The sequence below is a fragment of the Acinetobacter sp. ACIN00229 genome, assembly GCF_016106645.1.
GTDB lineage: Bacteria > Pseudomonadota > Gammaproteobacteria > Pseudomonadales > Moraxellaceae > Acinetobacter > Acinetobacter oleivorans.
In genome coordinates this window covers 233,059-256,699 of record NZ_JADWOM010000003.1, presented here as the reverse complement: position 1 = coordinate 256,699, position 23,641 = coordinate 233,059, and the positions used below count along the sequence as shown (strand labels likewise).

The window sequence follows — 23,641 nt, the reverse complement described above, 5'->3', positions numbered from 1 at the left end:
GGGTTTTTCTATATTTAGCAATTACTTTTTCTGTAGAATCACCATATGAAGATTCCATGATTTTATATGACCACTCAACAAAGGAAGATTTTCATTAATTTCTTTATGAAACAATAAATTAAACTCGCATAAAAACAAATCGGCAATATCTTGATAAGTAAATCCTATAAATTTTTCAGGTTCGTTCATAACCCATTCATCTTGAGTCCCCAATAAATCAGCTACCAGAATTCCGCCTTCAGGAAGCGCATTTATAATTCGTTTAATTACACTATAAAAATAGCTTGGCTCACAAAAGAATAGACTTGATGAGGCAATAATTAAGCTTGCAGACGGGAAATTAAAGTCTTCAAAAGATTCATGATACAAAATAAATTTAGAGTCATCTTTGAATCGCTCAGCACAGACTTTTTGTGCATCAATTGAAATATCAAAAGCATGAACATTAAATCCCTTTGAGAGTAGATAAGCAGATTCATTGCCAGCGCCACAGCCGCAATCTATAGCAATTAAAGGTAAGTTAGGAAAATGACCTAAAGCCTTCTCTAAAATAGGTCTATGTTTAAGTTCTTTTGATAATTGAATAAATTTTTCATTCATAAATCCGATCTTTTAATTTTTATAATTTTCACACTATATTTTATAAAAAATCCAATCTCAATAATTTCTTATTTCATAAGCTGCCGACCATATCACGGGCAAACTTGCAAATGAAGGCTTTGTCTCTAAAGCACCAGCAGCGGTTGTTGAAGGTGAAAAAGCGAAGCTGGCTGAGTTTGCTGCTCAGTTAGAGAAAGTTAAGGCGGATATGGAGCAGATTGCTGCGCTTTAATACAGTAGTTTGATTCAAAAAATCCCCTCTTAGTGAGGGGATTTTTGTTGGAAATAATTACAATTCAGTTCAGAAAGACATATATTTTCAAGCTTTGATATAACCTATTAGGCAACCAAGTCAAATATTGATCAAAAATATAAATTCAATAAAATCTTAACCTATTAATTTAATGTCTTAAAAATATCAATCAATTTTATACACACTAAATAATAGTTTTCCATTTGCAGAGATTGCCCAATATAAGTGATCATTTTTCTGACTTTCTTCTAAAATAATGAATTTATTTTGCTGGCAAACTTGTTCAATTAAACCAATATTTTTTTCTGAACCATACACATTAAAAGAATCATGTCTTTCAAAATCATCATGATCCCTTAGCAATTCAGGTGGTTGAACATAATGAATGTTGGAGTTAAATGTTTTCCAACGTTTTTTTATAGTTGGCTTAATACATTCAACTGTTGAATAGGTAATTTTCTTCTGGCCTTGCAACTGCTTTTTAGATAAAAAATTTACTTTAGTTTTATTATCTAAGGGATAGACTACAATCCAATAACCATCGTCAGATGAATCTAGCCTTTGATAAAAAAATATTGATTTTGTCAGATTAGGAAAGATTTTATGATCATATAAAATACTATTTTTCAATCTTTTCTTATTTAAACTCTCTTCAAAAAAATTATCCGCCATACATACTAAAAAAATTATTACAATTAAAAAACTTACAATTGAAATAAAGACATAAATTACTAACATTAAAATTATACTTAAAAATTTTTTTAGCATAAAAACTCAACTTCAAAACTAGAAAAGGCCCCCATAGGCCTAATTTCTTACAGCTATATTAAATAGCCCCCAATTTTTTTAAAATCCCCCAAATCATCACTATTAATCTCACAGCACCATATTTCTGAAAGTTAATTATTTGTGTTATTAATTAATAATTTTAGAGAGTTTGTCAAAGAAACTAAAGCACTCCATGCCCTAATAGCATCTCTACCCCACTCACCTTTTTCATATGCTTTAAACGTTCCTTTTCACACTTCACCTGCTGCTTTAATTCAACACAGTCTGCATCTACAGCTTTATAAACATCACTAATGTGTACATGCTCTGCTTTTACATTCTTGGCTAACTGAAAAGAGTCTAAAATTTCAGCCATTTGACTTTCAAGCTGCTGACTTTGTGCATCCAAAGCCAGTTTATAAAACCTCAACTGCTCCGCAGATAGTTCTTTAGCGTCTAGCCCTTTATTCTGTTCAAGCTGTAACTGGAGTTTGAGTAAATAAAACAAATCTTGCTTTTCATAGGCCTGACTTGCCTGTTGAAACAATTCAGTTTTTTCTTCTTTTTTTGTTTCATCTTGCTCACGGTCTGGATGAATCATCGCAGCAATTTTTAAATAAACTGTTTTTAACGACTGCGTTGCCATCTGCTCGGCTTGTTCACGTTTCTGTTGTTGTCTTTGCTGCTTGGCTTGTTCCCGCGCTTGTTGTTGCTCAGCAGCATATTGTTCAAAGTCTTCTTCAAACTCTGAACCTTGATCAACGCTTTCTTCATATTCAGATTTTATTGACTGAGCTTTTTTATTCTTCCTTGCTGACTCTCGTGTATGTTGCTCATAAAAGGTATCGATTTCCTTCACTAACTCTAACTGCTCAGCAGATAGGATTTTGGAGCGCTTCAACATTTGTGCAAGCTGGGCAATTTTTTCATCTAGTTGTTGTATGTCTGCTTTGGAAAACTCATGGCTATGCAGCATATTCCAAAGTTGCTCTAGCTGCTGAAATAGCACTTCATGCAAATCGTTATACACAGGCATCAGTTTTTGCCGAATGTGCTGTTGAATCTCAGCTTGTGCATTTTGCCATGTGCTCAGGCTAACTTTTTGCTGTTCTATTTTATCAATCAGGCGATTCAGTTTTTTCTGCTGTGCAGATGGTTCAGACCTTTGCTGCAAGCTCACTTTAAGATCAAAGGACATACTCATCCACCTGAAAAAGAAAAAAGTGTAGCAATAATCAGATGAGGAAGGTAGCCAAGCATTCTTTAAGCCAGAATCAGCCTATTCATTTTTAGAAAATAGAATGCGATTATCTAAGTTATAACCTAAGAGATCCACCAAATCACTAATGGCAAAGTCACGGCAGCACATAAGGTTTGGAAGCTAATCACAGCTGCCATAAGCTGACTATCACCACTCAAAACTTTGGTTAAAATGTATGAAGCAGAAGCCGTCGGTAGAGCAAAGAAAATAACTAAAATTTGCGTTTGTAAGTTTGGTAAACCAAACCACATGCAGACCGCGTAAGCCAAGGCAGGCACTGCTAAAAGTCGAGCAAACGTGTCTGCCGCCAATACCACAATGTCTTTTTTAATTTGCATAAACTGCAAAGCTGCGCCAACACATAACAACCCCAATGGCAAACTCGACACTGAAAAAAGCTTAATAAACTGAGTAAAGCCTTCCCAAATCGGGATATGCAGCGCATTGACTGCTGCCCCGACCACACACGATGCAATTAAAGGATTTTTAAGGAGTGCAATCAAAACAGGTTTAATTGCCATGTGTTCTTTAGAGGTTAGAGCAAGCACCGAAATAACGTTCACAAGTGGAATGCAAAGCGCCAATAAAATTGCCAGAATTGCCATTCCTTCACTTTTAAAAAGCGAAGTCACTAAAGCCAAACCAATATAGGTATTAAAGCGAACCATACTTTGTAAGTGCACACCAAAGCGTGCAGGCGGTATGTGCCAAAACATTCGGAGTATGTATAAAAAGGCGGTCACTGCTAAAACCACAATCAACATCGCAATAATGACTGTGCTCAAACTTTTTAAGTCAATTTTTGCGGTTGATAGCGTACTAAAAAGCAAAGCAGGAAATAAAATATAGTAATTTAGCTTCTCTGCCCCAGCCCAAAACTCATCGCTAAAAAAACGATATTTTTTAAATAAGTATCCCGATGCAATTAATGCAACTAAGGGAAAAAGAGATAAAACAATGCTATTCATTTCTTTACTCGAGTTTTGTGGAGGTTTGCTGTTTGGCAATAACCTTGGCTTACTCATATATTAAAGATAATGAAAACTCATGATAAAATGAGTTTTTACTCATAACAAATACAACATGACCTTTACCCAGCTTGAAATTTTCGCACTCATTGCTGAACTAAAAAGCTTTACTGCTACAGCAGAAAAGCTGGGAATTTCACAGTCGGCAGTTTCCCATGCGCTTAAATCATTAGAACAACAATGGGGCATTAATCTGATTTCAAGATCCCAGAGTGATATTGAGCTCACCACGACAGGTCAGCAGTTATTGACCCATGTAAAAGAGTTATTGAGTATTTCCGATACCTTAGAAAAAGAAGTGGCTGCCATCCATGGTTTAAACGAAGGCACATTACGTATTGGTTCTTTTGGTGCTTCATCTTCTATTTATCTATTGCCTGAAATTTTAGAAGCCTTTCGGCAACGCTATCCTAAAATTGAAATTTATATTGATGAAGGCGAAGATAAAGAAGTTGCTCAGTGGTTATTGGAACGGCGCATAGAGGTTGGTTTTTTGATTATGCCAGATGAGCGTTTTGATACATTCCCCTTAATTGAAGACCGTTTTGTTGCCTTAATTCCCAATCAATTTCCACTCGCTCAACAACTCTATATTAATCCAGCACAACTAGAAAATTGCCCTTTTATTATGACAATGGCGGGTAGTAGATATCAGGTCGAATTAATTTTAAAAAACTTTAATGTGAAACCAGACATCAAATTTTATGTTTCACAAATTTTGAGTATCGTCAGCATGGTTCACAACCAATTAGGGGTGTCTATTGTGTCTGATATGGTCATCACCAAAGAGTTACTCTCACTTTATCCAAACGTAGTTAAACGCCCTTTTAAACCGAACCTTAAACGTTCGATTGGTCTCGCAGTCAAAAATAAAAAGCACATGAGTCCCGCTGTGAAAGCCTTTATTGAAGTTGCCCAATCGGTTTGGTCAAATCATTAAATGATTACGAATAATTTTTAGGAATTTGATAACGAACTCTTTCAGGTCAATTTATAAGCGCATTAGATGATTTATAACGTAAAAAGCGCCATAACTGCCCCATCTTAACCAAACCAACGCACCATTTATCGCCAAAAACCACTTTTGCAATTCAAATTGGTGCACTTATTGCATATTCACTTTTATGCAATTGAGTTTGTTTCGACAAACTTAGGTTTTTAGATTCCTTAAATCTATTTTGGTGCAATTTACAGACCCAGATTTGTTCCAAAATGGAATTTAGCACTTTTTTCGAGCATGCTATGCAAAATGTAGATCTATTTTTCTTATTACTTGGTGCTGTTTTGGTTCTTGCCATGCACGCAGGTTTTGCATTCTTGGAACTTGGTACGGTTCGCCATAAAAATCAGGTGAACGCACTGAGTAAAATTCTGACTGACTTTGCCCTTTCTGCAATCGCATATTTCTTTGTTGGCTACTACATTTCCTATGGTCAGCACTTCTTCCATGATGGCACAAGCCTCGCAAGTGATCATGGCTACAACCTCATGCGGTGCTTCTTTTTACTGACTTTTGCTGCGGCAATTCCAGCCATTATTTCGGGTGGTATTGCTGAACGTGCAAAAATGCGTTCACAAGCAATTGCAACACTCGCTTTAGTTGCGCTGGTCTATCCATTTTTCGAAGGTATGGTCTGGAATGGTAACTACGGTCTGCAAAAATGGTTAGAAGCAACTTTTGGTGCAGCCTTTCACGACTTTGCAGGTTCGGTCGTGGTACATGCTATGGGTGGTTGGATTGCACTTGCTGCCGTGATTTTATTGGGTGCACGTTCTGGTCGTTATAAGAAAGATGGCCGTGTAAGTGCTCATCCGCCATCTTCTATTCCATTTTTAGCGCTCGGTTCATGGATTTTAATTGTAGGTTGGTTTGGCTTTAACGTGATGAGCGCACAACGTGTTGATGCAATTTCAGGTCTGGTTGCCATTAACTCACTCATGGCTATGGTTGGCGGTACGATTACAGCCAATGCGATTGGGAAAAATGACCCTGGTTTCTTACACAACGGTCCACTTGCTGGTTTAGTCGCAATCTGTGCAGGCTCTGACATTGTTCATCCAGTCAGTGCGCTGGTTATTGGTGGCGCAGCTGGTGCAATGTTCGTGTACCTATTCACCTACACACAAAACAAGCTCAAAGTGGATGATGTGTTAGGTGTGTGGCCTTTACACGGCGTATGCGGCGCATTTGGTGGTATTGCAGTAGGTCTATTCGGTCAAAAATGGCTTGGTGGTTTAGGCAATGTATCTTTTGCTTCACAGCTCATTGGTACAGTACTTGCGATTGCTATTGCGCTCGCTGGTGGCTTTATTGTTTATGGCTTACTCAAAGCAACTATTGGCATTCGTTTATCTCAAGAAGATGAGTTTAGAGGTGCAGATTTATCTATTCATAAAATTTCTGCAAACTCTGAAGAAGGTATGTTCTAACTCAACAGCTGATAAGCAGGGTCAAAATGTCCTGCTTATCATTTTCTTAAAATTCTTTACTATCCAAATTAATTAAAACTCTTTAAATAAATAATATATATCTATGAATCATCAATGTTATTTTTTAAGTCTTAACTTTATTTCAACATTAAATTTTGTTTAGTTTAAGAACAATTTAAGTTTTATTTTATGTAATGCCTTCAACTCACACTCAAATTGATGTTGCATGGCAATGAACCAACAAAAACAATTTTTTCAACTTCAGCTTATTTTTCTTGCCCTTAGTTTTTTTATGCTTTTATTTATATTTCCAGTGGGTGGGAAAATTGATATGTATTTCATCCACCCTTGGATGGATTCAACAGGTCATTTCTTTAATCGGGACAATTGGTACCTTGTCAGGGTTAACCATGAAATCGTAAAACAGATCATTACCACCGTTTATGTGATCTTTTTATTTCTGTGGATTGCATCATTTAAAGTAGAAAAATTGAAGCTTTATCGCTGGCAATATGGCTATATGTTTTTTGTGAGTATGATTGGTAGCGGTGTAGTTGGCCTATTAAAATCGCAATCTGCTCACGCTTGCCCTTGGAACATGGTTCATCCGACTGCTTTAAGTTATGTATGGGACTTTACCGCTACGCATGGCCATTGTTTTCCAGGTGGTCATGCAAGTGCAGGCTTTATTTTAATGACAGGCTTTTTTGTTTATCGCCTTGAACAACCTAAACGTGCCTATTTTTATCTGATCGCTGGCATCATCTTAGGCTTTCTAATGGGCTGGGGACAAATGATGCGTGGCGCCCATTTCCTTAGCCACAATTTATGGACAGGCTGGGTGGTTTGGGCAGTGAATATCTTATTTTATAAAATATGTATTCACCGCTTTGAGTTTGAAAAACGAATCAAACAAGAACTTGTTTAAATCAAGTTCTTGCTTCATGAATATGTAGAGCTTTAGGCAATTTAACTAAAACAGAGAGTCCGCCAAGCTCTAAGCTTCGATCTAGTGTCAAAGTCCCACCTAAACGCTGAGTCGCTCGGTCAACAATTGATAAACCTAAACCACTACCCACTTCAAGGTGGTGGTGTACACGATAAAAACGTTTTAAAACTTTATCGTAATGTTCAGGGTCAATCCCTGCACCGCTATCTTCAATTTGTATACACGCATCGCCATCTTTAGCAGTAAAGACTGAAATATTAATCATTCCTTCATGAGGCGTGTATTTAATTGCATTATCAATTAAGTTAAAAATAATTGAGTGTACTGTTGGCTCAACACTATGCATTTCAATAGGTTCATTACGGACAAACCCTAGGTCAATATCTTTTTGCATAGCTAAATTAACCAGCTGCTCAACACAATTTAAAGCGACATCATTGAGTTGAAAAGTTCTGGTCGGTTCAATCACACTTAAAGAGACATCTTGCTTAGCCAAAGCCAAAAGCTGTGTGACCAAATGCTGAATACGCGCTAATCCTTTACTCAAGTTTTGCAGCGCTTCATGCTCAGGAAACTGACTGATTAAAATCTTGGTTTGTAAATTTAGAGCTGTAACAGGAGTTCGTAATTCATGAGCAGCATCTGCAATAAACTGTTTTTGCTCATTTTGAGCTTTAGAAATACGCTCAAACAAACGGTTCATTTCATCAATAGTTGGCAATAACTCTTGAGGATAGTCCGAAACTTCAATGGGAGTTAACTCTTCCGAATCGCGTTCTTTCAGCTCATTTTTAAAGTCATCTATCGGCTTTAGGCCTCGACCAATAATTGCAGCCAAAGCAAAAATCGCAAATGGCAAAATAATTAAATACGGAATAAACATACTTCCCGCAAGTTCCCAAGCAAAAGCTTCGCGAACTCGTTCTTGTTGACTGACCTGAATCTGGTAATCTTTTAAAGGCAAAACATAAGTTCGCACTACGCCTTGGCTAGTTTTATGAGAGTAAAAGCCAGCTTGTGTAACAGGTGCAACCAACAGATGTAAACTGTGAGATAAATGAGCCTGATCCTTATAGGCCCAAATATCTAAAAACAAATCTTCTTCATGATAAGTTTTATGTAAATCAAACTTACTACTTACTGTTCTTAAAGGATACTCAGCTGTTCGTTCTGCTAAATACTGCATTTGAGTATCTAAAATTTCATCAACTTCTTGAAGTGCAACTTTATAGGCACTAAAAATTAATATACAACCTAAGATGACACTGAAAATTGAGGTGCCCCAAATCAGTCGTTTCTTTAATGAATAATGCACTTTTATAAAGTTCCAAAATTGAAGTGAGGATTACCCTAAACGGTAACCCAACCCTCGAATAGTTCGAATAAAGTCTTTTCCAAGTTTAGCTCTCAAGTGATGCACATATACTTCAATCGTATTACTGGTCACTTCACTGTCGAAATCATATAACTTATCTTCAAGATTTGCTTTAGAAAAGATTTTATTTGGATGACTCATTAAAGGAATAAGAATCGCCCATTCACGGTTCGACAAATCAATCCGCTGGCCTTTAAAGGTTGCAATATGTTGTTCAACATTTAAAACCAGATCGCCATTTTGTAAAAGTTGCTCATGATTCGCAAGCTGAGCCTCTACTCCAGTACGGCGCAATAGCGCATGAATACGGGCAAGTAACTCATCGAACTCGTATGGTTTAATTAAGTAATCATCTGCACCGTGGTTTAATCCATCCACGCGGTTTTGCAACTGGTCTCGTGCCGAAATGATTAAAACTGGAGTGACAGCTCTTTGACGGATTTGCTTTAAAACCTGCATGCCATCCATCATCGGCAAACCTAAGTCTAATAAAATGATATCAAACTTATTTTTTGCCAATTGAGCCAGACCATCCAAGCCATTATTGACCCACTCCACCTCAAATTGATGATATTGCAGCAACGTTATTGTTGACTCAGCAATCATAAAATCATCTTCAATCATTAAGATTTTTGTCATGTTCTAGGCTCGCTTTAATTCACATGGGCACATGAGTGCAACATGTCCAGTTGAGGGTTAATGACCTGAGTTTTCACATCCAGCATACTTAACAAACTTGGGAATAAATTATCCTGACTTAACTTTTGTTTCGTTTGTTGGCCTAAACAACTCACTTGTGCAAGATTGTGTTGTTTCCAGTTATCAGAGAACCACATAATCATTGGAACATGTGTTTGTTGAGTCGGTGCAATTGCATAAGGTGAACCATGTAAATATAAACCATGTTCGCCAGTTGATTCGCCATGATCAGATAAATACCATAAACCTGTTTGATATTTCGATACTTCTTTTAAATTATTAATCATCTGACTTAATACATGATCTGTATATACGATTGAATTATCATAGCTATTTATTAATTCGGTTGAAGAACAGCCCTGTATCGCATTAGTATCGCAAGTCGGTTTAAACTTTTGATATTCCACAGGTGCACGCTTGTAATAGGCTGGGCCATGACTGCCGACTTGATGTAAAACAATTAAACGTGGACGCGTGTCTTCTTTAGGAATAGTAGCTAAATATTCATTTAAGCTATCAATTAAAATATCATCAAGACATTCGCCATCTTTACACCATTTTTGCTTTAACTTTTCTGGAATTTGATATTGCTCAACACGATCACATGCGCCTTTACAACCAGAATTGTTATCAATCCAAGTTACCTGATAACCCGCACGCTTTGCAATGTCTAATAGTCCTTCACGATGACTTGCTAATTGCTCATCGTAGTCAACACGTGGCATGCCCGAGAACATGCATGGAACTGAAACAGCTGTTGCTGTACCACATGAACTTACTTGAGAGAAATTCAAAATATCTTGTTTAGAAAGTTCTGGATTCGTATTTTTAGCATACCCATTGAGTGAAAAACTCTCCGCACGAGCTGTCTCACCGACAACCAGCACCATTAATTTAGGCAGGTTCTTTTGTACTGACTGAACCTGATGAGCATCTTGACCATAATGTATTAATGGTAAGTTCTTCTTAGGTGCCTTTTTATGATAATAAGACATCAAAGAAGAAATAGTGTTTTGAGGAGAAATCATGCCTTTTAAATCACGATGTTCACGAAAAATAGCTGCAAAATCCACATAATATGTAAATAACAAACCACCTACAACTGCGAAGGCAATAGCTATATATAATACTTTCTTAACTAAAAGAGGAACTATTCTTTCTTTTTTGATCTTTACCTGAGTAATCAAAAAAATAGGTAAAACAACGAAGAAAACTGTCCAAAGTCCAAAGCGTAATGAAACCAAGTCAGAAACTTCAGATACATCTGTTTGTATCATATTTTGAATCTGATCAGGCGAGATGATTACACCTAACGTATTTACAAAGTAAGAGCTAAAACCACCAATGAAAACCAGCAAAATTGCAAAAAGTTTGGCTGTCCATTTCCAGTTTAAAATTTGTAAAAGCGCATAATACGCAGCAACAACAATAATCACTGTAGCAGCTAAAAATAGAATAGCTTTTACTCCAAAATATGGAGTTAAAAGATGTACTTTGTTATAAAAACCAATATTTAAAACTGCACCTAACCAAATGGCTATAATGAAATTAAACATAAACAGTGAAATCTGTTTATTTTTTAAGGTAGAAAAAAAATTCAGCATCTTGGGGGAACTACAATCTTTTTATGATGCTTTACTGTAGAAATTGAAACTTAAAAATGACTTAAATAAAAAATGATCTAATACATAAATCTTAAAAAATACTTATTTCAAAATTTTTCTAATAAAAAGACGAGGTTAAATTTAACCTCGTCTTTTTTGATTTTTAACTAAATATTGTTCTTAGAAACTATATTTAGCCATTAAACCAACACGGTTATCTTTGTAAGACTTACCTTCAAAGGTATCACGCTTACCATTTACATACTCTAGACCCAAATCAATTGGTTTAACTGGTGTATAAATCACGTTAAGCCATGCTTGTTGAACTTTTTCATTTCCATCTTTATATGCTTTTGCATAATCAGTGCCGTCATCAGCGAATTGAGCACCATACGCTAAAGTCGAACGCAAGTTAGGTAAAATTTTATAAGTTCCACCCACTTGTACTGCTACAAATTTATTTTGCTCGATATCACCATCTACTACGGTATAAGCCTTGTTGCTACCATATAAGTAGTTACTATTACCTACAACATATGATGCATCAGCAAATAATTTTAAAGGATCAGATACTTTAAAGTCCGTACCAACAGCAACACCCCAACCAGTTTGGTTATCACTACCAGCTTTAGATTTATAGTTTTCAACTAATGCACGAGCTGAAGCCGAGCCTTTACCATCTGCATAGCCTTGAGTGATTTTAGCAGTTAATACTGGCAAACTATATTTGATGCTATCATTTACCCAATTATTATCTTTATCTTTTGCACCAGTAAGACCAGAACTATCACCTCTTTCTGCCGATACAAACAATTGTGTAGCTGGTCCTAACTTGTAGTTATAACGCACTTGCGGAACACGTGTTGTACCACCACCAATGTTTGTCGAGAAATCGATCATTTCTGGTGCATGGCTCGCCAAGAAGTTAGATGTTGTTTGACCAAATAACCAGTTGTTATATGTTACATACGCATGACGAACGCGTAATGAGCCATTTGAATCTGTTGTTGAACCGGCAAAATCGACTTCGAGTTTACCGCCAACTTTGGCATCATTTACTGGAGCAGTAAAATCTAAACCAAGGCGTGTCGTTTTAGCAGTCGCACGTAATTTATCATGCGTTTTGCCGTCTGACTTACTAACATCACCAAAGTCGTTATCCGCACCTTCAAGAATATAGTTAGCATCACCACGAACAAAACCATATAGGTTCACATCAGCGCCAGCTTTAGATTTAAATCCTGCTAACGGTGAAACTGGTGCAGCAACTGGTTGTGCTTTCACTTCAGCGAGTTGAACTTGCTGTTGTTGCTGTACTTGCTGTTGTTGTTGCTGTACTTGGCTTTGTTGTTGAATTAAAGCTTTTAAAGCCTCAACTTCTTTACGAAGCTGTTGAATTTCCGCTTTGTCGGAAGTCGCAGCATGTGCCCCACTCATCATTAAAGCTGTAACTGTAAGAGCTAAACTTTTAACAACGAAAGATTTACGATTAAGGAATAGATCCATCAAAAACTCCAAAAAATATATTTTATGTTGCCTATCCATGCCAAGTTGATTTACGCCATTAAATTAAGGGGCTAAAAAATCAACTCTCCTCCACTTTGGTTACATTAATTTTATTACCGCAACCAAAACCAATTTCAACGTTATGCAAGACCAAAACCAATAACCAAAGACATAAAAAACATACTTTGACTTACAGATTTTTACCTTAACTTCATGTTGTAACGAATCCTACACAACTCTCTTATCTTATAGAATGATTAAATCGTTATTTCATTATTCTTTTTTAGACTTTAGGCTAATATCCAATCTACTTGAACATTTTTCTACCCATTTTAATTGATTCACATGATTTTTCTTGTTAACGAAATCCATTTTTACTCCAGTTAGCTTCCATTTGCTACCCAAACAAGATGGCACAATTAATAGAGCATTTAAATAGCTAAAAACATACATTTTTAAAAACATAGACAAAGGTAGTAGATTATGACTAGATCACTCCTTAATCGATATTAAATTTCTTTATTTCATTTAGTTAACATTATTTTTCTTGTAGTTTTGCATGTTTCCAGAGAGAAATAGGGAGCAAAGTAACAGTGCCAATAATGACAATAGCTATCAAATAATGGAAATAACCGAAAGCATCTCCAAACACACCACTCAAGCTATAAAGCCCCCCACTCACAGTCGCCATGACTGAAACCTGAAAGGTAAAATCTGTACCTGCATATTCTTTTCGACTGTAGTGCATGACTAAGGTCAACATAACCACCAACAACATTGCCGAGAATGCATCCTCTAAAGCATTGACTGTATAAATCGCCCAAACATTTAGTTGAATTTTCTGTTCGTAAGCATAAGCTAAATAGGCATAGGCCGCTAAACTCATGATTTTAAATACTGAAAAAATAATTAAAGTAGTGGGTCTAGAGAAATATTTAAGCACTCCACCAGCGATTGCTGCCCCTGCCAGTGCTGCCACTGCACCGAGCATGGTGATATAAACACCAATTTGAGTAAAACTTAGCCCCATATCGACCATTAAAGGTTTAAGTAATGGTCCAGCTAAACCATCTGCTACTTTAAAAGTAATAAGGACAACTAACCAAGAACGAAGCTCTTTATTTTGAGAGAAATAACTCAAGTAGGCCTTAATTTTTATGACTAAATTTTGCTGGCTAGGTTTAAGTTGATGACCTGAATAAGCTGCATGTTTAGGTTCTTTAAATAATAAAACGGGTAAAGTATTTAAAAACACCAAGGCTGCTAATAACAGGAAAGTGGGTTGCCATGTTAACCAGTCTAAACACCAGAGTACGGCACCTCCACCGACAATAAAACCGAGTCGGGAACCAATCACCTGAAATGTATTTCCCCAATGTTGCTGGTCATGCTTTAACAAATTGACGGCCAAAGCATCGGTCGCAATATCTTGTGTTGCTCCTGTTAAGTTCATTAAAAGAAGCGAAATAAAAAAAGCAAATAAATAAAGAGGCTGGTCTAAAGCCTGAATAGGGAAAAAAGACAAAATACACAACACAGCTACCGTCAAAAACTGCGTAGGTAAAATCCAACTACGATAGTGCCCCAAACGGGAAAGTGCATGTCGGTCAACCCACGGCGCCCAAAAGATCTTAATTGACCAAGGCAACATAAGCAGCCCAAAACCACCAATATGAGCGAGTGACACACCTTGTGCCCTTAAAATAACAGGTAAAGCATGGGTCATAAAACCGACAGGTAGCCCTTGTGCCCAATATAAGGAAAATAGCAGAAGATAAAGATTTTGCTGCCGAAACATATATACCTACTTTTTATTTCTTTAATGAGGAATAACATCAAATGTCATGTTGTTCTTACATTTTGCCAATGAAGCATATATTTCAAAAGATTAAGATAAAACTAGGACAAGTTAAAATTTAAAAAATATGGATCAACATTTCCCTAATTTACCTGATTTGGTACCCCAACGTGGTACTGCTTTAAGCCGGGCACTATTTAAGAAACTTTTTTTAGCGCAAGGTTGGACAATTGAAGGCGAAGTTCCTAATTTTCCAAAAGCAGTAGCAATTATTTCACCCCATACTTCCAATATTGATGGATGGTATGGCTTTCTTGCGATTTTCGGATTAGGTATCCAAATTACAGTATTGGGTAAAGATGCCCTTTTTAAACCACCGTTTAAGCGGGCATTAGACTGGGCTGGAGTCATTCCTGTTAAACGTGATACAGCCAATGGACTTACTGAACAAGTGGTTGCAACCATTCAAAAATATGACAAGATCTGGATTGGGATGGCGCCCGAAGGCACACGTAAAAAAGCAAAAAAAATGAAAAGTGGTTTTTACCATATTGCTGCAAAAGCCAATATTCCCATTGTGATGTTTTCTTTTGATTATGACCGTAAGACGATTCACTGCTTAGGTCACTTAGACCCAAGTGGCAACTATGATGAAGATCTCGCCAAGATTTTTGACCGCTATGAAGGAAAAATCTCACCCAAAAATCGTAATTGGCTTGCCGAACCTTTACAAAATCTAGTGAAAAAAACCTAGCAAAAATTGAGCGAATCTGGTCTTATGGCCCTTCTTAATTTATCTCGACATAGATTATTTTTAAAGATGAAAATTGCTCAATTTGCCAGTATTGGATTTATCTCTCTAGCACTCTTTGGCTGTGATAAATTTAGCAAAACACCAACGCCGACTACCTCAATTAAAGCCCGTGAACCTGTAATTGCGCTTGCTTTAGGTGGCGGTGGAGCAAAAGGATTTTCACATATTGGTGTAATCAAAGTTTTAGAGTCTCATGGAATTAAGCCTAAAATTGTAACAGGTACCAGCGCTGGTAGCTTTGTTGGAAGTATCTACGCGAGTGGACAAACACCCTACCAATTGCAAAGTCTGGCTCTGAAATTACAAGAGTCTGATATCCGTGATTTAACGCTTAACCGTCAAGGCATTATTCTTGGACAAAAGTTACAAGACTACGTGAACCGTAATGTTGGTAATAAACCAATTGAGAAGTTCCCAATCCGCTTTGCGGCTGTGGCAACGCGTCTTGATAATGGTCAAAAAGCAGACTTTATTAAAGGTAATGCTGGTCAAGCAGTACGCGCCTCTTGCAGCATTCCAAATGTGTTCGTGCCTGCCACAATCGGCAATCAAAAATACGTAGATGGCGGCCTAGTCAGCCCAATTCCTGTAAAAACAGCTCGTGATATGGGTGCAGATATTGTGATTGCAGTTGATATTTCCGCGCGTCCAGCAGGTAACCGCCCAGCCAACATGTGGGGATTACTGGATCAAACCATTAATATTATGGGCCAACAAAGTATTAATGAAGAACTCAAGCAAGCAAATGTGGTAATTAAACCTAAAGTTGGTCATTTAGGTACACTAGACTTGAAATCCAGTAATGAAGCAATTTTAGAAGGTGAAAAAGCTGCTCAAGCTCAAATGCGTCAAATTGAAGGTGCAATTGCAAACTTCAAAAAATCTCCAGCAGCATTTAAGCCCGCGCCACGCTCTAAATTCTAATTGAGGTGGTTTTTTTCTATCCACATTTCCTATCATCTGCTACAGTGGTAAAAGTGATACTAGTCACTTTTACCCATCATAAAGATATATAAAAGAGCAGATTTATGGAATTTGTTGTACAACCTTGGCACTGGTTTGTATTGGGTATCTTACTTATTCTTTCTGAACTGATTCTACCTGCCTTTGCCGCACTCTGGTTTGGTATTGCCGCCATTATGGTGTGCATTCTCTATTGGTTATTTCCAGATATTAGCCTCACAACGCAAATTGTATTGTGGATAATATTATCAGTGCTATGCACCATTCTTTGGTTCAAGTTTATTAAACCCTTATCAATTGATAAAACGAAAGCGGGCCTCCCCCGTGAAGCAACTATTGGTCAAATTGGAATGGTTATTCAAACTGGTCTAGACCATGATCAAATTATTGTTCGCTTTCCAATGCCTATTTTAGGGGCCGATGAGTGGAATTGTCGGAGCACCACTCCTGTTAAAGTGGGCGATCGTGTCAGAGTTATTGACATTTCGGGTAATGACTTAATTGTTCAAACCCACAGTACTTCATAAACATTAAAGATAAAGAGAGGGTATTTTCATGCCAGTCGGTACTATTATTGTTTTAGCCTTTTTGGCTTTTGTAGGTGTTACCATTTTTAAAGGGGTTCGTATCGTTCCTCAGGGCTACAAATGGATTGTCCAACGTTTAGGTAAATATCACACTACTCTTAATCCGGGACTTAATTTTGTGATTCCCTATATCGATGAAGTAGCTTATAAAATTACCACGAAAGATATTGTGCTAGATATCCCGTCGCAAGAAGTGATTACACGTGACAATGCCGTATTGCTCATGAATGCTGTTGCCTATATTAATTTAACCACACCAGAAAAAGCAGTTTACGGTATTGAAAACTATACATGGGCGATTCAGAACCTTGTACAAACATCATTACGTTCTATTGTCGGTGAAATGGATCTAGATGATGCATTGTCTTCACGAGATCATATTAAGGCTAAGTTAAAAGCTGCTATTTCTGACGATATTTCAGATTGGGGCATTACCTTAAAAACAGTCGAAATTCAGGACATTCAACCGTCTCATACCATGCAAGCTGCCATGGAAGAGCAAGCTGCCGCAGAACGTCAACGTCGTGCTGCTGTTACTAAAGCCGATGGTGAAAAACAGGCTGCTATTTTAAGTGCAGAAGGTCGTTTAGAAGCTTCTCGCCGTGATGCAGAAGCACAAGTCGTGTTAGCTGAAGCCTCTCAACGTGCAATTGAAATGGTGACCAGTGCAGTTGGCGATAAAGAGATTCCTGTGGCATATCTATTGGGTGAACAATATGTAAAAGCAATGCAGGATATGGCGAAATCAAATAATGCTAAAACTGTGGTTTTACCTGCCGATGTTTTAAATACAATTCGCGGTATTATGGGAAAGCATAATTAATTCAATTACTTCAAATAAGTAATTAAAATCAAGGCGGTGACTATCATGTCGCCGTTTTTTTATATTATTGGTTTTTTAATCTTTTCTGATCTTTCAAAGGTAATTTCTTTACGACTAAATCATAAGAATCATGAATTAAATCTTGCAGTAAATCGCTAGTTAAACTCTTATGCGGTGTAATCGAAATCCAATGTTTTTTATTCATGTGATAACCCGGAATAATAAATGAATAAAGCTCCTGATATTCCTGACTCTTATACGGATCACACTTAACATTAATCATTTTGACGCTTGCAACTTCTGTCGTCAGCATGAACATTTTCTCTAAAATTTTAAAAACTTCATAGTCAGGGCCAAACGGATGAGTCTGTTGACTAAAGGGAAGATTACGCGCAATTTCAATTGCTTTTTGATGGAGTTGTTCACCATTCATTTTTTTCTCCTTTACTCATTTCGCATGAATAGAAGTTATGAATATTGATTTAATATTATTAGTTCGTACGCGCTAAAAGAAATTGTGATATATCTACTAATTCTTTTGCATTGTCACCAAAATGAGCTAGGGCTTCAAAAGCTTGATCATGCAATTCTTTGGCATAAATCTGTGCTTGTTCGAGGCCCATTAAAGCTGGGTACGTCGATTTTTGAACTTGCTCATCTTTACCAGCAGTTTTGCCCAAAGCTTCGGTACTCGAAGTAATATCGAGAATATCGTCTAATACTTGAAAAGCCAGCCCAATCGCTTGTCCATATTGACGTAATTTTGGAATTGCTTGATCTGTTCCAGAAAAGATAGTGACTGCACCCATCATAATGGCAGCCTGAATAAGCGCACCAGTTTTATTACGATGAATATTTTCAAGTTCGTCTTGAGCAATTTGTTTAGCTTCAGCTTGTAGGTCTAACACCTGTCCACAGACCATTTTAGAAGTGGCTGTTGCTAAAATCTGAATTTGCTTTAATACAATTGCAGCATCGGTACCCTGCCCTTGTTCATCGAACAAACGACTACCTAAAACTTCAAAAGCCATTGATTGTAAAATATCGCCTGCAAGTAAAGCAGTATCTTCACCAAATGCAACATGACATGTCGGTTGACCACGACGTAATAAATCATTGTCCATACAAGGCAAGTCATCGTGCGCTAGTGAATAACAATGAATGAGTTCGACTGCAACAGCAGCACGACGAGCGGCCGCAAAATTTGGATTTGGCTGTAAAGAAGCCGTGGCATAACATAAAGCTGGACGCACACGTTTTCCACCAAGCATAACTGCATGGTGTACTGCACTTTTTAAAGGTTCTGGAATTGAGAACGCGGCCAATGTCGTCAATAAATCTTGTTGAATACGTTGTTGAGCTTGTTTTAAAACATCCGCATTAACTTGAGAGAGTGATGACACAGTCGCCTCGATAAAATCAGTAGAGAAATTTTATTGAATGTAATGAAGCATTCATGCGCTACATCATACACGATTCACTGTGAAAAGTGGGTGATGAGTTTTTGAAGGCAACTGTAAAAAAGCCTCTACATGATTGAGAGGCTTTTTCTTACTTAACGACTTTTAGAAGCTGTCACCTGGAACGCGAACCCAACCTTCCATTAACACACGTGCACTACGGCTCATAATGGCTTTTTTCACGACCCATTGATCGTTAATAAGTTCCGCTTGAGCACCAACACGTAATGTTCCAGATGGATGACCAAAACGTACTGCTTCACGTTCGCCGCCACCAGCCGCAAGGTTTACTAACGTTCCTGGAATGGCAGCCGCAGTGCCAATCGCAACTGCTGCAGTTCCCATCATTGCATGGTGCAATTTACCCATCGACAAAGCGCGAACCAGTAAATCGACATCACTCTCTGAAACTGACTTACCACTTGAAGCGGTGTAGTTTTTAGGTTTAGAAACAAAAGCAATTTTTGGTGTGTGCTGACGTGCAGCCGCTTCTGAAATATCTTTAATTAAACCCATCTGTACCGCACCATACGCACGAATTTTTTCAAAACGTGCCAGCGCAGTTGCATCACTATTAATATGATCTTGTAATTCAGTACCTTGATAACCTAAATCTTCTGCATTTAAGAAAATGGTTGGAATTCCGGCATTAATAAAAGTCGCTTGGAAACGACCAATATCAGGAACATCTAATTCATCAACAATATTCCCTGTAGGGAACATATCACCGCCTTCTTCGCCATCATCGGCTGGGTCTAAAAACTCAATTTGAACTTCAGCGGCAGGAAATGTCACCCCATCAAGCTCGAAATCACCAGTTTCTTGAACTTGACCATTGGTAATAGGCACATGCGCAATAATGGTTTTTTGAATATTCTTTTGCCAGATTCGAACCGTGCATAGGCCATTTTCAGGAATACGGTCTGCATCAACCAAACCATTTGAAATAGCAAAAGAGCCAACCGCAGCACTTAAGTTTCCGCAGTTACCACTCCAGTCTACAAAAGGCTGATCTATTGAAACCTGACCAAACAAATAATCAACATCATGATCTTGCTGAGTACTTTTAGCGAGAATAACTGTTTTGCTGGTACTCGAAGTGGCTCCGCCCATCCCATCAATTTGTTTTCCATAGGGGTCTGGGCTACCAATGACACGTAGTAAGAGCTGATCTCTTGCTTGTCCTGCAACTTGGGCTTTTTCAGGCAAATCATCAAGCTTAAAAAAGACACCTTTACTGGTTCCACCACGCATATAAGTTGCTGGAATTTTAATTTGCGGTACTGAGCTCATATCAACTGTTATCCTTACTATTATGTTCTTCTATATCAAAACAAGCATTCTTGTTTACCCTTCTCTTCATCTTAAATTGTTTTAAGGTCAAGAGATAGCGATCTGCTTTATACATCAATCGTATTGACGCGAGCATATTTTGGGAATTTAGCAATATGCTTGCAATGACTTAATCTAAGCAAAATCTAAGAAAAAAAGTCTATATGAAATTATATTTTTTAGAGCACTTTTCACTCTATATTGAAATATTAAAAGTAAACCAATGATTTTAAATATATTTTATTATTACTTTTCAGTCACAGCTTATTAATTTGTAGTCTAGGCTAAAATAACTCCATCTATTAGAATAATTTACTTATTCATTGTGAGTGAAGACCTTTGACCAACGAATCTTCTACACTGCAACGAGGACTAAAAAATCGACATATCCAATTAATTGCTATGGGTGGAGCAATTGGTACCGGATTATTTTTAGGCTCGGCGCAAGTGATTCAATCTGCGGGACCATCCATTATTTTAGGATATGCCATTGGCGGCTTAATCGCGTTTTTGATTATGCGTCACTTGGGAGAAATGATTGTTGAAGAACCTGTTGCAGGATCGTTCAGCCATTTTGCGTATAAATATTGGGGGAAATTTCCCGGATTTTTAACCGGATGGAACTATTGGATACTCTATGTTCTGGTTGCGATGAGTGAACTCACCGCGGTAGCCAAATATATTAATTATTGGTGGCCTCATATTCCAGCATGGACTTCTGTCTTATTTTTCTTTGTCGTGATTACGGCAATTAACTTAACCAACGTCAAATTTTATGGTGAGTCCGAATTCTGGCTCGCTATTATTAAAGTTGCTGCGGTTATCTCTATGATTGTGTTTGGACTTTATTTGCTCTTTACAGCAGATGTAGGTTCAAGCATTTCATTTAGTAACCTTTGGTCTCATGGTGGATTTTTTCCAAATGGCTTTAGCGGCCTGTTCTATATGTTGGCTTTCTTGATGTTCGCCTTTGGTGGTATTGAACTGATTGGTATGGCCGCAGCAGAAGCAAAAGATCCGAAAAAAACCATTCCAAAAGCAATTAACCAAGTCGTTTTCCGTATCTTGATTTTCTATATCGGTTCATTGGCAATCTTACTTTCATTAGTGCCATGGAACCAATTAGATCTTGGCGGTCTCGACAAAAGTCCATTTGTTATGATTTTTAGCCAAATGGGAATTGGTTGGGCTGCACACTTACTGAACTTTATTATTTTAACTGCTGCTCTATCTGTTTATAACAGTGGGATGTTTGCAAATAGCCGTATGCTATACAGTCTCGCTCAACAAGGGAATGCACCAAAAGTTTTTGCAAAAACCAATAAACAGGGGGTTCCTATTCCCGCTGTTCTGCTTTCTGCTTTATTAATCTTTGGTTGCGTTCTTTTAAATTACTTTGTGCCTGAAGATGCTCTTGGACATCTTATGTATGTTGTGGTTGGTGCACTTGTTCTAAACTGGGCAATGATATCAATTACACATTTGAAGTATAGACGCTTTGTTAAGCACGCCAATATTAAGACATCTTTTCCAGCGTTATGGTCACCTTTTAGTAATTACTTAGTTTTAGCGTTTATTGCTGTGGTTCTCTATATTATGTGGACTCAAGGCTTCAAAGAGTCAGTAATGATGATCCCTATTTGGATTACGGCAATGCTCGTACTTTTTGACTATTTAAATCCTAAAAAACTAGATTCCATTGAGAATCCGGAAGAATAAATAAATCTAAAAAGCCATTGTCTCGACAATGGCTTTTTTATTCATCATTAGAAAATTAAGCGCTATAAAATTAAAATTTCATCGACAATAAAACTAGACGTTATGCATATTTATACTGACGCGAACAGTAAGCTCGTTCAATTTCTGGTGAACGTAATTGCTGATGCTTAGTTTTACGCCCTGCCATACGTTTGCGCCAGAGTTTAAAACTATTGGTTTTCAGGTTGTATCTCATTAAACGAATAACTTCGCTTTCACTTAAGCCATATTCTCGCTCAATTGCTTCAAATGGAGTGCGATCTTCCCATGCCATTTCAATAATTCTAGATAAGTCCTGTTCATCAATTTTTTTCATGTTATGCCCTTTTGAATTATACGATAGTCAAATCTGATTTTTAACAAACAACCTTCTAGGAATAACTTCACCTACTCGATTGCTTGTCTTAAACCTTTTCGTGTTTTGCTTCAGATCATAGAAAGATCAACATGAATTTTTTGTGATTTTTTAGCTTTATAAACTGTTTTTCTACAGATATAAGTGTTTGAAACCGTTGAATGATTCAACTTTATCTTTATTGGCCACTCTGGCAAAAGTTTTAATAACTAAAACGTAAAAAAGCCATTGCCTTCGCAATAGCTTTTTTGTTTATAATCAGAAAATTATGCGCCCTTAGCTTAACTGGATAGAGCAGTTGCCTCCTAAGCGACCGACGTGGGTTCGAGTCCCGCAGGGCGCACATATTTCATCACTTAATCCTTCACTTCAGCCAACAATGTTTCAGCTGCAAGTTTTCCTAAATTATTAGAAGCAAGCGGACTATCACCTGTTAGCAATTTACGGTCTCTATGACATTGACCTGTAATGCCCTTATTTAAAATTTCTACACCGAGTTTTTCAAGGTTTTCACCTACTAGCCAAGGTAAAGCTCCAGGCATATAACCAATATCAATATTTGCTCCCTTATCTAATGAATCAGGGAATACACAAATTTGATAGCCTTTAAAAATATAGTTTTCTGGCTGTTCATCAACTGCCGCAGCCAATAATGAAGCTGGACCATGACATAAAGTAATAATAAATTTATCTTGTTCAACTGCCCATTTAAGGACTTTTTTCACCTCAAGGCTATGTGGAATTTTAGCCAATACGCCATGCCCACCCGGAATAAATACAGCCGCATATGGTGAGTTTTCCCCTACTGCATTTTCTAAAATATCAGCCAGCTTTAATGGATTTTTTAATTTGTCTGCATATTTCTGAAAGGTACCTAATACAACTTGTTCTTGCTTTGGCATTGCCCACATTTCAAGTTTAGCAGGGTTCCCAGACAGTGTCGCAACATCAATTTCAAAGCCTGCATTATCTAAATGAAACATCGGTAAAAGCATTTCTACAGGATGGTTGCCTGTTGAAAAGAACTTACCGTTTTGCATCTGAATGTAACGCTCATCAGTTGCAATCATTAAAACTTTTTTATTGCCCGCATACGGCGCTGAATAAGTCGTGCCGTCGTAATCGGTTTTAGGAGCAGTATATTGACTCAGTGAATAAGGTGATGGGAAAAAGGCATTATCTTCAGCCAAATCTGGAGTAGGATTTTTATCATCAATATTTGCGGTATTCATTGTTACTATCCTTTTTCATCAGTATGGAAAGAAATAATAAGGTAAG

22 protein-coding genes, 1 tRNA gene and 2 pseudogenes are annotated in these 23,641 nt (G+C 37.3%); 10 read left to right on the top strand and 15 right to left on the bottom strand.

Features of this window, described 5'->3' with window-relative positions; translation table 11 throughout:
- Positions 1-21 precede the first annotated feature (21 nt).
- On the bottom strand, positions 22-600 hold the full coding sequence (locus tag I7H67_RS04105; protein WP_198307145.1) for a methyltransferase domain-containing protein: 579 nt from the start codon (positions 598-600) through the stop codon (positions 22-24).
- 85 nt (positions 601-685) lie between these two features.
- Here I7H67_RS04105 and I7H67_RS19840 point away from each other — a divergent pair.
- Positions 686-832 (top strand): annotated as a pseudogene (locus tag I7H67_RS19840) (hypothetical protein); the annotation flags it as partial.
- 186 nt (positions 833-1,018) lie between these two features.
- Here the strand turns inward: I7H67_RS19840 and I7H67_RS04095 are convergent.
- From I7H67_RS04095 to I7H67_RS04085, 3 genes are all read right to left on the bottom strand, one after another.
- Complete coding sequence (locus tag I7H67_RS04095) at positions 1,019-1,621, bottom strand: hypothetical protein (RefSeq protein ID WP_198307144.1); 603 nt, start codon at positions 1,619-1,621, stop codon at positions 1,019-1,021.
- Between the two features lie 181 nt (positions 1,622-1,802).
- Complete coding sequence (locus tag I7H67_RS04090; RefSeq protein WP_198307143.1) at positions 1,803-2,819, bottom strand: molecular chaperone DnaJ; 1,017 nt, start codon at positions 2,817-2,819, stop codon at positions 1,803-1,805.
- Between the two features lie 125 nt (positions 2,820-2,944).
- On the bottom strand, positions 2,945-3,850 hold the full coding sequence (locus I7H67_RS04085; protein ID WP_198307142.1) for an AEC family transporter: 906 nt from the start codon (positions 3,848-3,850) through the stop codon (positions 2,945-2,947).
- A 115-nt stretch (positions 3,851-3,965) separates the two neighbouring features.
- On the opposite strand from I7H67_RS04085, the gene I7H67_RS04080 reads away from it, so the two are divergent.
- From I7H67_RS04080 to I7H67_RS04070, 3 genes and pseudogenes are all read left to right on the top strand, one after another.
- Positions 3,966-4,850 (top strand): LysR family transcriptional regulator, encoded by an 885-nt coding sequence (locus tag I7H67_RS04080; RefSeq protein ID WP_198307141.1) that lies wholly within the window; start codon positions 3,966-3,968, stop codon positions 4,848-4,850.
- Positions 4,851-5,152: 302 nt separating this feature from the next.
- Entirely contained in the window at positions 5,153-6,340 is a 1,188-nt protein-coding gene (locus tag I7H67_RS04075) for an ammonium transporter (protein WP_198307140.1), read from the top strand.
- Positions 6,341-6,559: 219 nt separating this feature from the next.
- Positions 6,560-7,268, top strand: a pseudogene (locus tag I7H67_RS04070) (phosphatase PAP2 family protein).
- Position 7,269: 1 nt separating this feature from the next.
- Here I7H67_RS04070 and I7H67_RS04065 read toward each other — a convergent pair.
- From I7H67_RS04065 to I7H67_RS04040, 6 genes are all read right to left on the bottom strand, one after another.
- Positions 7,270-8,604 carry a two-component system sensor histidine kinase PmrB gene (locus tag I7H67_RS04065; RefSeq protein WP_005309951.1) on the bottom strand — a complete coding sequence of 445 codons (1,335 nt, stop codon included), beginning with the start codon at positions 8,602-8,604 and terminating at the stop codon, positions 7,270-7,272.
- A gap of 30 nt (positions 8,605-8,634) precedes the next feature.
- A complete protein-coding gene (locus tag I7H67_RS04060; RefSeq protein WP_005309947.1) occupies positions 8,635-9,303 on the bottom strand; it encodes a DNA-binding response regulator PmrA in 669 nt (222 codons plus the stop codon).
- Positions 9,304-9,317: 14 nt separating this feature from the next.
- Positions 9,318-10,967, bottom strand: a complete 1,650-nt coding sequence (locus I7H67_RS04055; RefSeq protein ID WP_198307139.1) for a phosphoethanolamine transferase — start codon at positions 10,965-10,967, stop codon at positions 9,318-9,320.
- 180 nt (positions 10,968-11,147) lie between these two features.
- Positions 11,148-12,473 (bottom strand): DcaP family trimeric outer membrane transporter, encoded by a 1,326-nt coding sequence (locus I7H67_RS04050; RefSeq protein ID WP_198307138.1) that lies wholly within the window; start codon positions 12,471-12,473, stop codon positions 11,148-11,150.
- 273 nt (positions 12,474-12,746) lie between these two features.
- Positions 12,747-12,938, bottom strand: a complete 192-nt coding sequence (locus I7H67_RS04045; protein WP_034591627.1) for a hypothetical protein — start codon at positions 12,936-12,938, stop codon at positions 12,747-12,749.
- Between the two features lie 73 nt (positions 12,939-13,011).
- A complete protein-coding gene (locus I7H67_RS04040) occupies positions 13,012-14,271 on the bottom strand; it encodes an MFS transporter (protein WP_198307137.1) in 1,260 nt (419 codons plus the stop codon).
- A gap of 127 nt (positions 14,272-14,398) precedes the next feature.
- Between I7H67_RS04040 and I7H67_RS04035 the strand changes: the two genes are divergently transcribed.
- From I7H67_RS04035 to I7H67_RS04020, 4 genes are all read left to right on the top strand, one after another.
- Complete coding sequence (locus tag I7H67_RS04035; RefSeq protein ID WP_198307136.1) at positions 14,399-15,025, top strand: lysophospholipid acyltransferase family protein; 627 nt, start codon at positions 14,399-14,401, stop codon at positions 15,023-15,025.
- Positions 15,026-15,091: 66 nt separating this feature from the next.
- Positions 15,092-16,009 (top strand): patatin-like phospholipase family protein, encoded by a 918-nt coding sequence (locus I7H67_RS04030; protein WP_017392534.1) that lies wholly within the window; start codon positions 15,092-15,094, stop codon positions 16,007-16,009.
- Between the two features lie 104 nt (positions 16,010-16,113).
- Positions 16,114-16,575, top strand: coding sequence for an NfeD family protein (locus I7H67_RS04025; protein ID WP_005309929.1), 462 nt, complete (start codon positions 16,114-16,116; stop codon positions 16,573-16,575).
- A gap of 28 nt (positions 16,576-16,603) precedes the next feature.
- A complete protein-coding gene (locus tag I7H67_RS04020; RefSeq protein ID WP_005036413.1) occupies positions 16,604-17,458 on the top strand; it encodes an SPFH domain-containing protein in 855 nt (284 codons plus the stop codon).
- A gap of 64 nt (positions 17,459-17,522) precedes the next feature.
- On the opposite strand, the gene I7H67_RS04015 is transcribed toward I7H67_RS04020, so the two are convergent.
- From I7H67_RS04015 to prpF, 3 genes are all read right to left on the bottom strand, one after another.
- The gene (locus I7H67_RS04015) at positions 17,523-17,891 is read right to left on the bottom strand and encodes an MmcQ/YjbR family DNA-binding protein (RefSeq protein WP_092708892.1); all 369 of its coding nucleotides are present in this window, start codon (positions 17,889-17,891) and stop codon (positions 17,523-17,525) included.
- A 58-nt stretch (positions 17,892-17,949) separates the two neighbouring features.
- Positions 17,950-18,861: a polyprenyl synthetase family protein gene (locus I7H67_RS04010; RefSeq protein WP_198307135.1), complete on the bottom strand. Its 912-nt coding sequence runs from the start codon at positions 18,859-18,861 to the stop codon at positions 17,950-17,952.
- Positions 18,862-19,023: 162 nt separating this feature from the next.
- On the bottom strand, positions 19,024-20,211 hold the full coding sequence (prpF, locus tag I7H67_RS04005; RefSeq protein ID WP_198307134.1) for a 2-methylaconitate cis-trans isomerase PrpF: 1,188 nt from the start codon (positions 20,209-20,211) through the stop codon (positions 19,024-19,026).
- 378 nt (positions 20,212-20,589) lie between these two features.
- On the opposite strand from prpF, the gene I7H67_RS04000 reads away from it, so the two are divergent.
- Complete coding sequence (locus tag I7H67_RS04000) at positions 20,590-21,969, top strand: amino acid permease (RefSeq protein ID WP_004789335.1); 1,380 nt, start codon at positions 20,590-20,592, stop codon at positions 21,967-21,969.
- A gap of 100 nt (positions 21,970-22,069) precedes the next feature.
- Here the strand turns inward: I7H67_RS04000 and I7H67_RS03995 are convergent, their stop codons facing one another.
- On the bottom strand, positions 22,070-22,324 hold the full coding sequence (locus I7H67_RS03995) for a TIGR03643 family protein (protein WP_003655360.1): 255 nt from the start codon (positions 22,322-22,324) through the stop codon (positions 22,070-22,072).
- 309 nt (positions 22,325-22,633) lie between these two features.
- Between I7H67_RS03995 and I7H67_RS03990 the strand changes: the two genes are divergently transcribed.
- A tRNA-Arg gene (locus tag I7H67_RS03990) sits at positions 22,634-22,706 on the top strand.
- A 13-nt stretch (positions 22,707-22,719) separates the two neighbouring features.
- Here the strand turns inward: I7H67_RS03990 and hchA are convergent.
- Positions 22,720-23,595, bottom strand: a complete 876-nt coding sequence (hchA, locus tag I7H67_RS03985) for a glyoxalase III HchA (protein WP_198307133.1) — start codon at positions 23,593-23,595, stop codon at positions 22,720-22,722.
- Positions 23,596-23,641 lie beyond the last annotated feature (46 nt).

Excerpts from the sequence above, each read along its gene's own strand:
- I7H67_RS04095 (WP_198307144.1), bottom strand. The coding sequence starts at position 1,621 with ATGCTAAAAAAATTTTTAAGTATAATTTTAATGTTAGTAATTTATGTC.
- I7H67_RS04045 (WP_034591627.1), bottom strand. The coding sequence starts at position 12,938 with ATGTTTTTAAAAATGTATGTTTTTAGCTATTTAAATGCTCTATTAATT.
- I7H67_RS04060 (WP_005309947.1), bottom strand. The coding sequence starts at position 9,303 with ATGACAAAAATCTTAATGATTGAAGATGATTTTATGATTGCTGAGTCA.
- I7H67_RS04035 (WP_198307136.1), top strand. The coding sequence starts at position 14,399 with ATGGATCAACATTTCCCTAATTTACCTGATTTGGTACCCCAACGTGGT.
- I7H67_RS04025 (WP_005309929.1), top strand. The coding sequence starts at position 16,114 with ATGGAATTTGTTGTACAACCTTGGCACTGGTTTGTATTGGGTATCTTA.
- I7H67_RS04080 (WP_198307141.1), top strand. The coding sequence starts at position 3,966 with ATGACCTTTACCCAGCTTGAAATTTTCGCACTCATTGCTGAACTAAAA.
- I7H67_RS04030 (WP_017392534.1), top strand. The coding sequence starts at position 15,092 with ATGAAAATTGCTCAATTTGCCAGTATTGGATTTATCTCTCTAGCACTC.
- I7H67_RS04020 (WP_005036413.1), top strand. The coding sequence starts at position 16,604 with ATGCCAGTCGGTACTATTATTGTTTTAGCCTTTTTGGCTTTTGTAGGT.
- I7H67_RS04075 (WP_198307140.1), top strand. The coding sequence starts at position 5,153 with ATGCAAAATGTAGATCTATTTTTCTTATTACTTGGTGCTGTTTTGGTT.
- I7H67_RS04085 (WP_198307142.1), bottom strand. The coding sequence starts at position 3,850 with ATGAATAGCATTGTTTTATCTCTTTTTCCCTTAGTTGCATTAATTGCA.
- I7H67_RS04040 (WP_198307137.1), bottom strand. The coding sequence starts at position 14,271 with ATGTTTCGGCAGCAAAATCTTTATCTTCTGCTATTTTCCTTATATTGG.
- prpF (WP_198307134.1), bottom strand. The coding sequence starts at position 20,211 with ATGAGCTCAGTACCGCAAATTAAAATTCCAGCAACTTATATGCGTGGT.
- I7H67_RS04050 (WP_198307138.1), bottom strand. The coding sequence starts at position 12,473 with ATGGATCTATTCCTTAATCGTAAATCTTTCGTTGTTAAAAGTTTAGCT.
- I7H67_RS04090 (WP_198307143.1), bottom strand. The coding sequence starts at position 2,819 with ATGTCCTTTGATCTTAAAGTGAGCTTGCAGCAAAGGTCTGAACCATCT.
- hchA (WP_198307133.1), bottom strand. The coding sequence starts at position 23,595 with ATGAATACCGCAAATATTGATGATAAAAATCCTACTCCAGATTTGGCT.
- I7H67_RS03995 (WP_003655360.1), bottom strand. The coding sequence starts at position 22,324 with ATGAAAAAAATTGATGAACAGGACTTATCTAGAATTATTGAAATGGCA.
- I7H67_RS04105 (WP_198307145.1), bottom strand. The coding sequence starts at position 600 with ATGAATGAAAAATTTATTCAATTATCAAAAGAACTTAAACATAGACCT.
- I7H67_RS04055 (WP_198307139.1), bottom strand. The coding sequence starts at position 10,967 with ATGCTGAATTTTTTTTCTACCTTAAAAAATAAACAGATTTCACTGTTT.
- I7H67_RS04015 (WP_092708892.1), bottom strand. The coding sequence starts at position 17,891 with ATGAATGGTGAACAACTCCATCAAAAAGCAATTGAAATTGCGCGTAAT.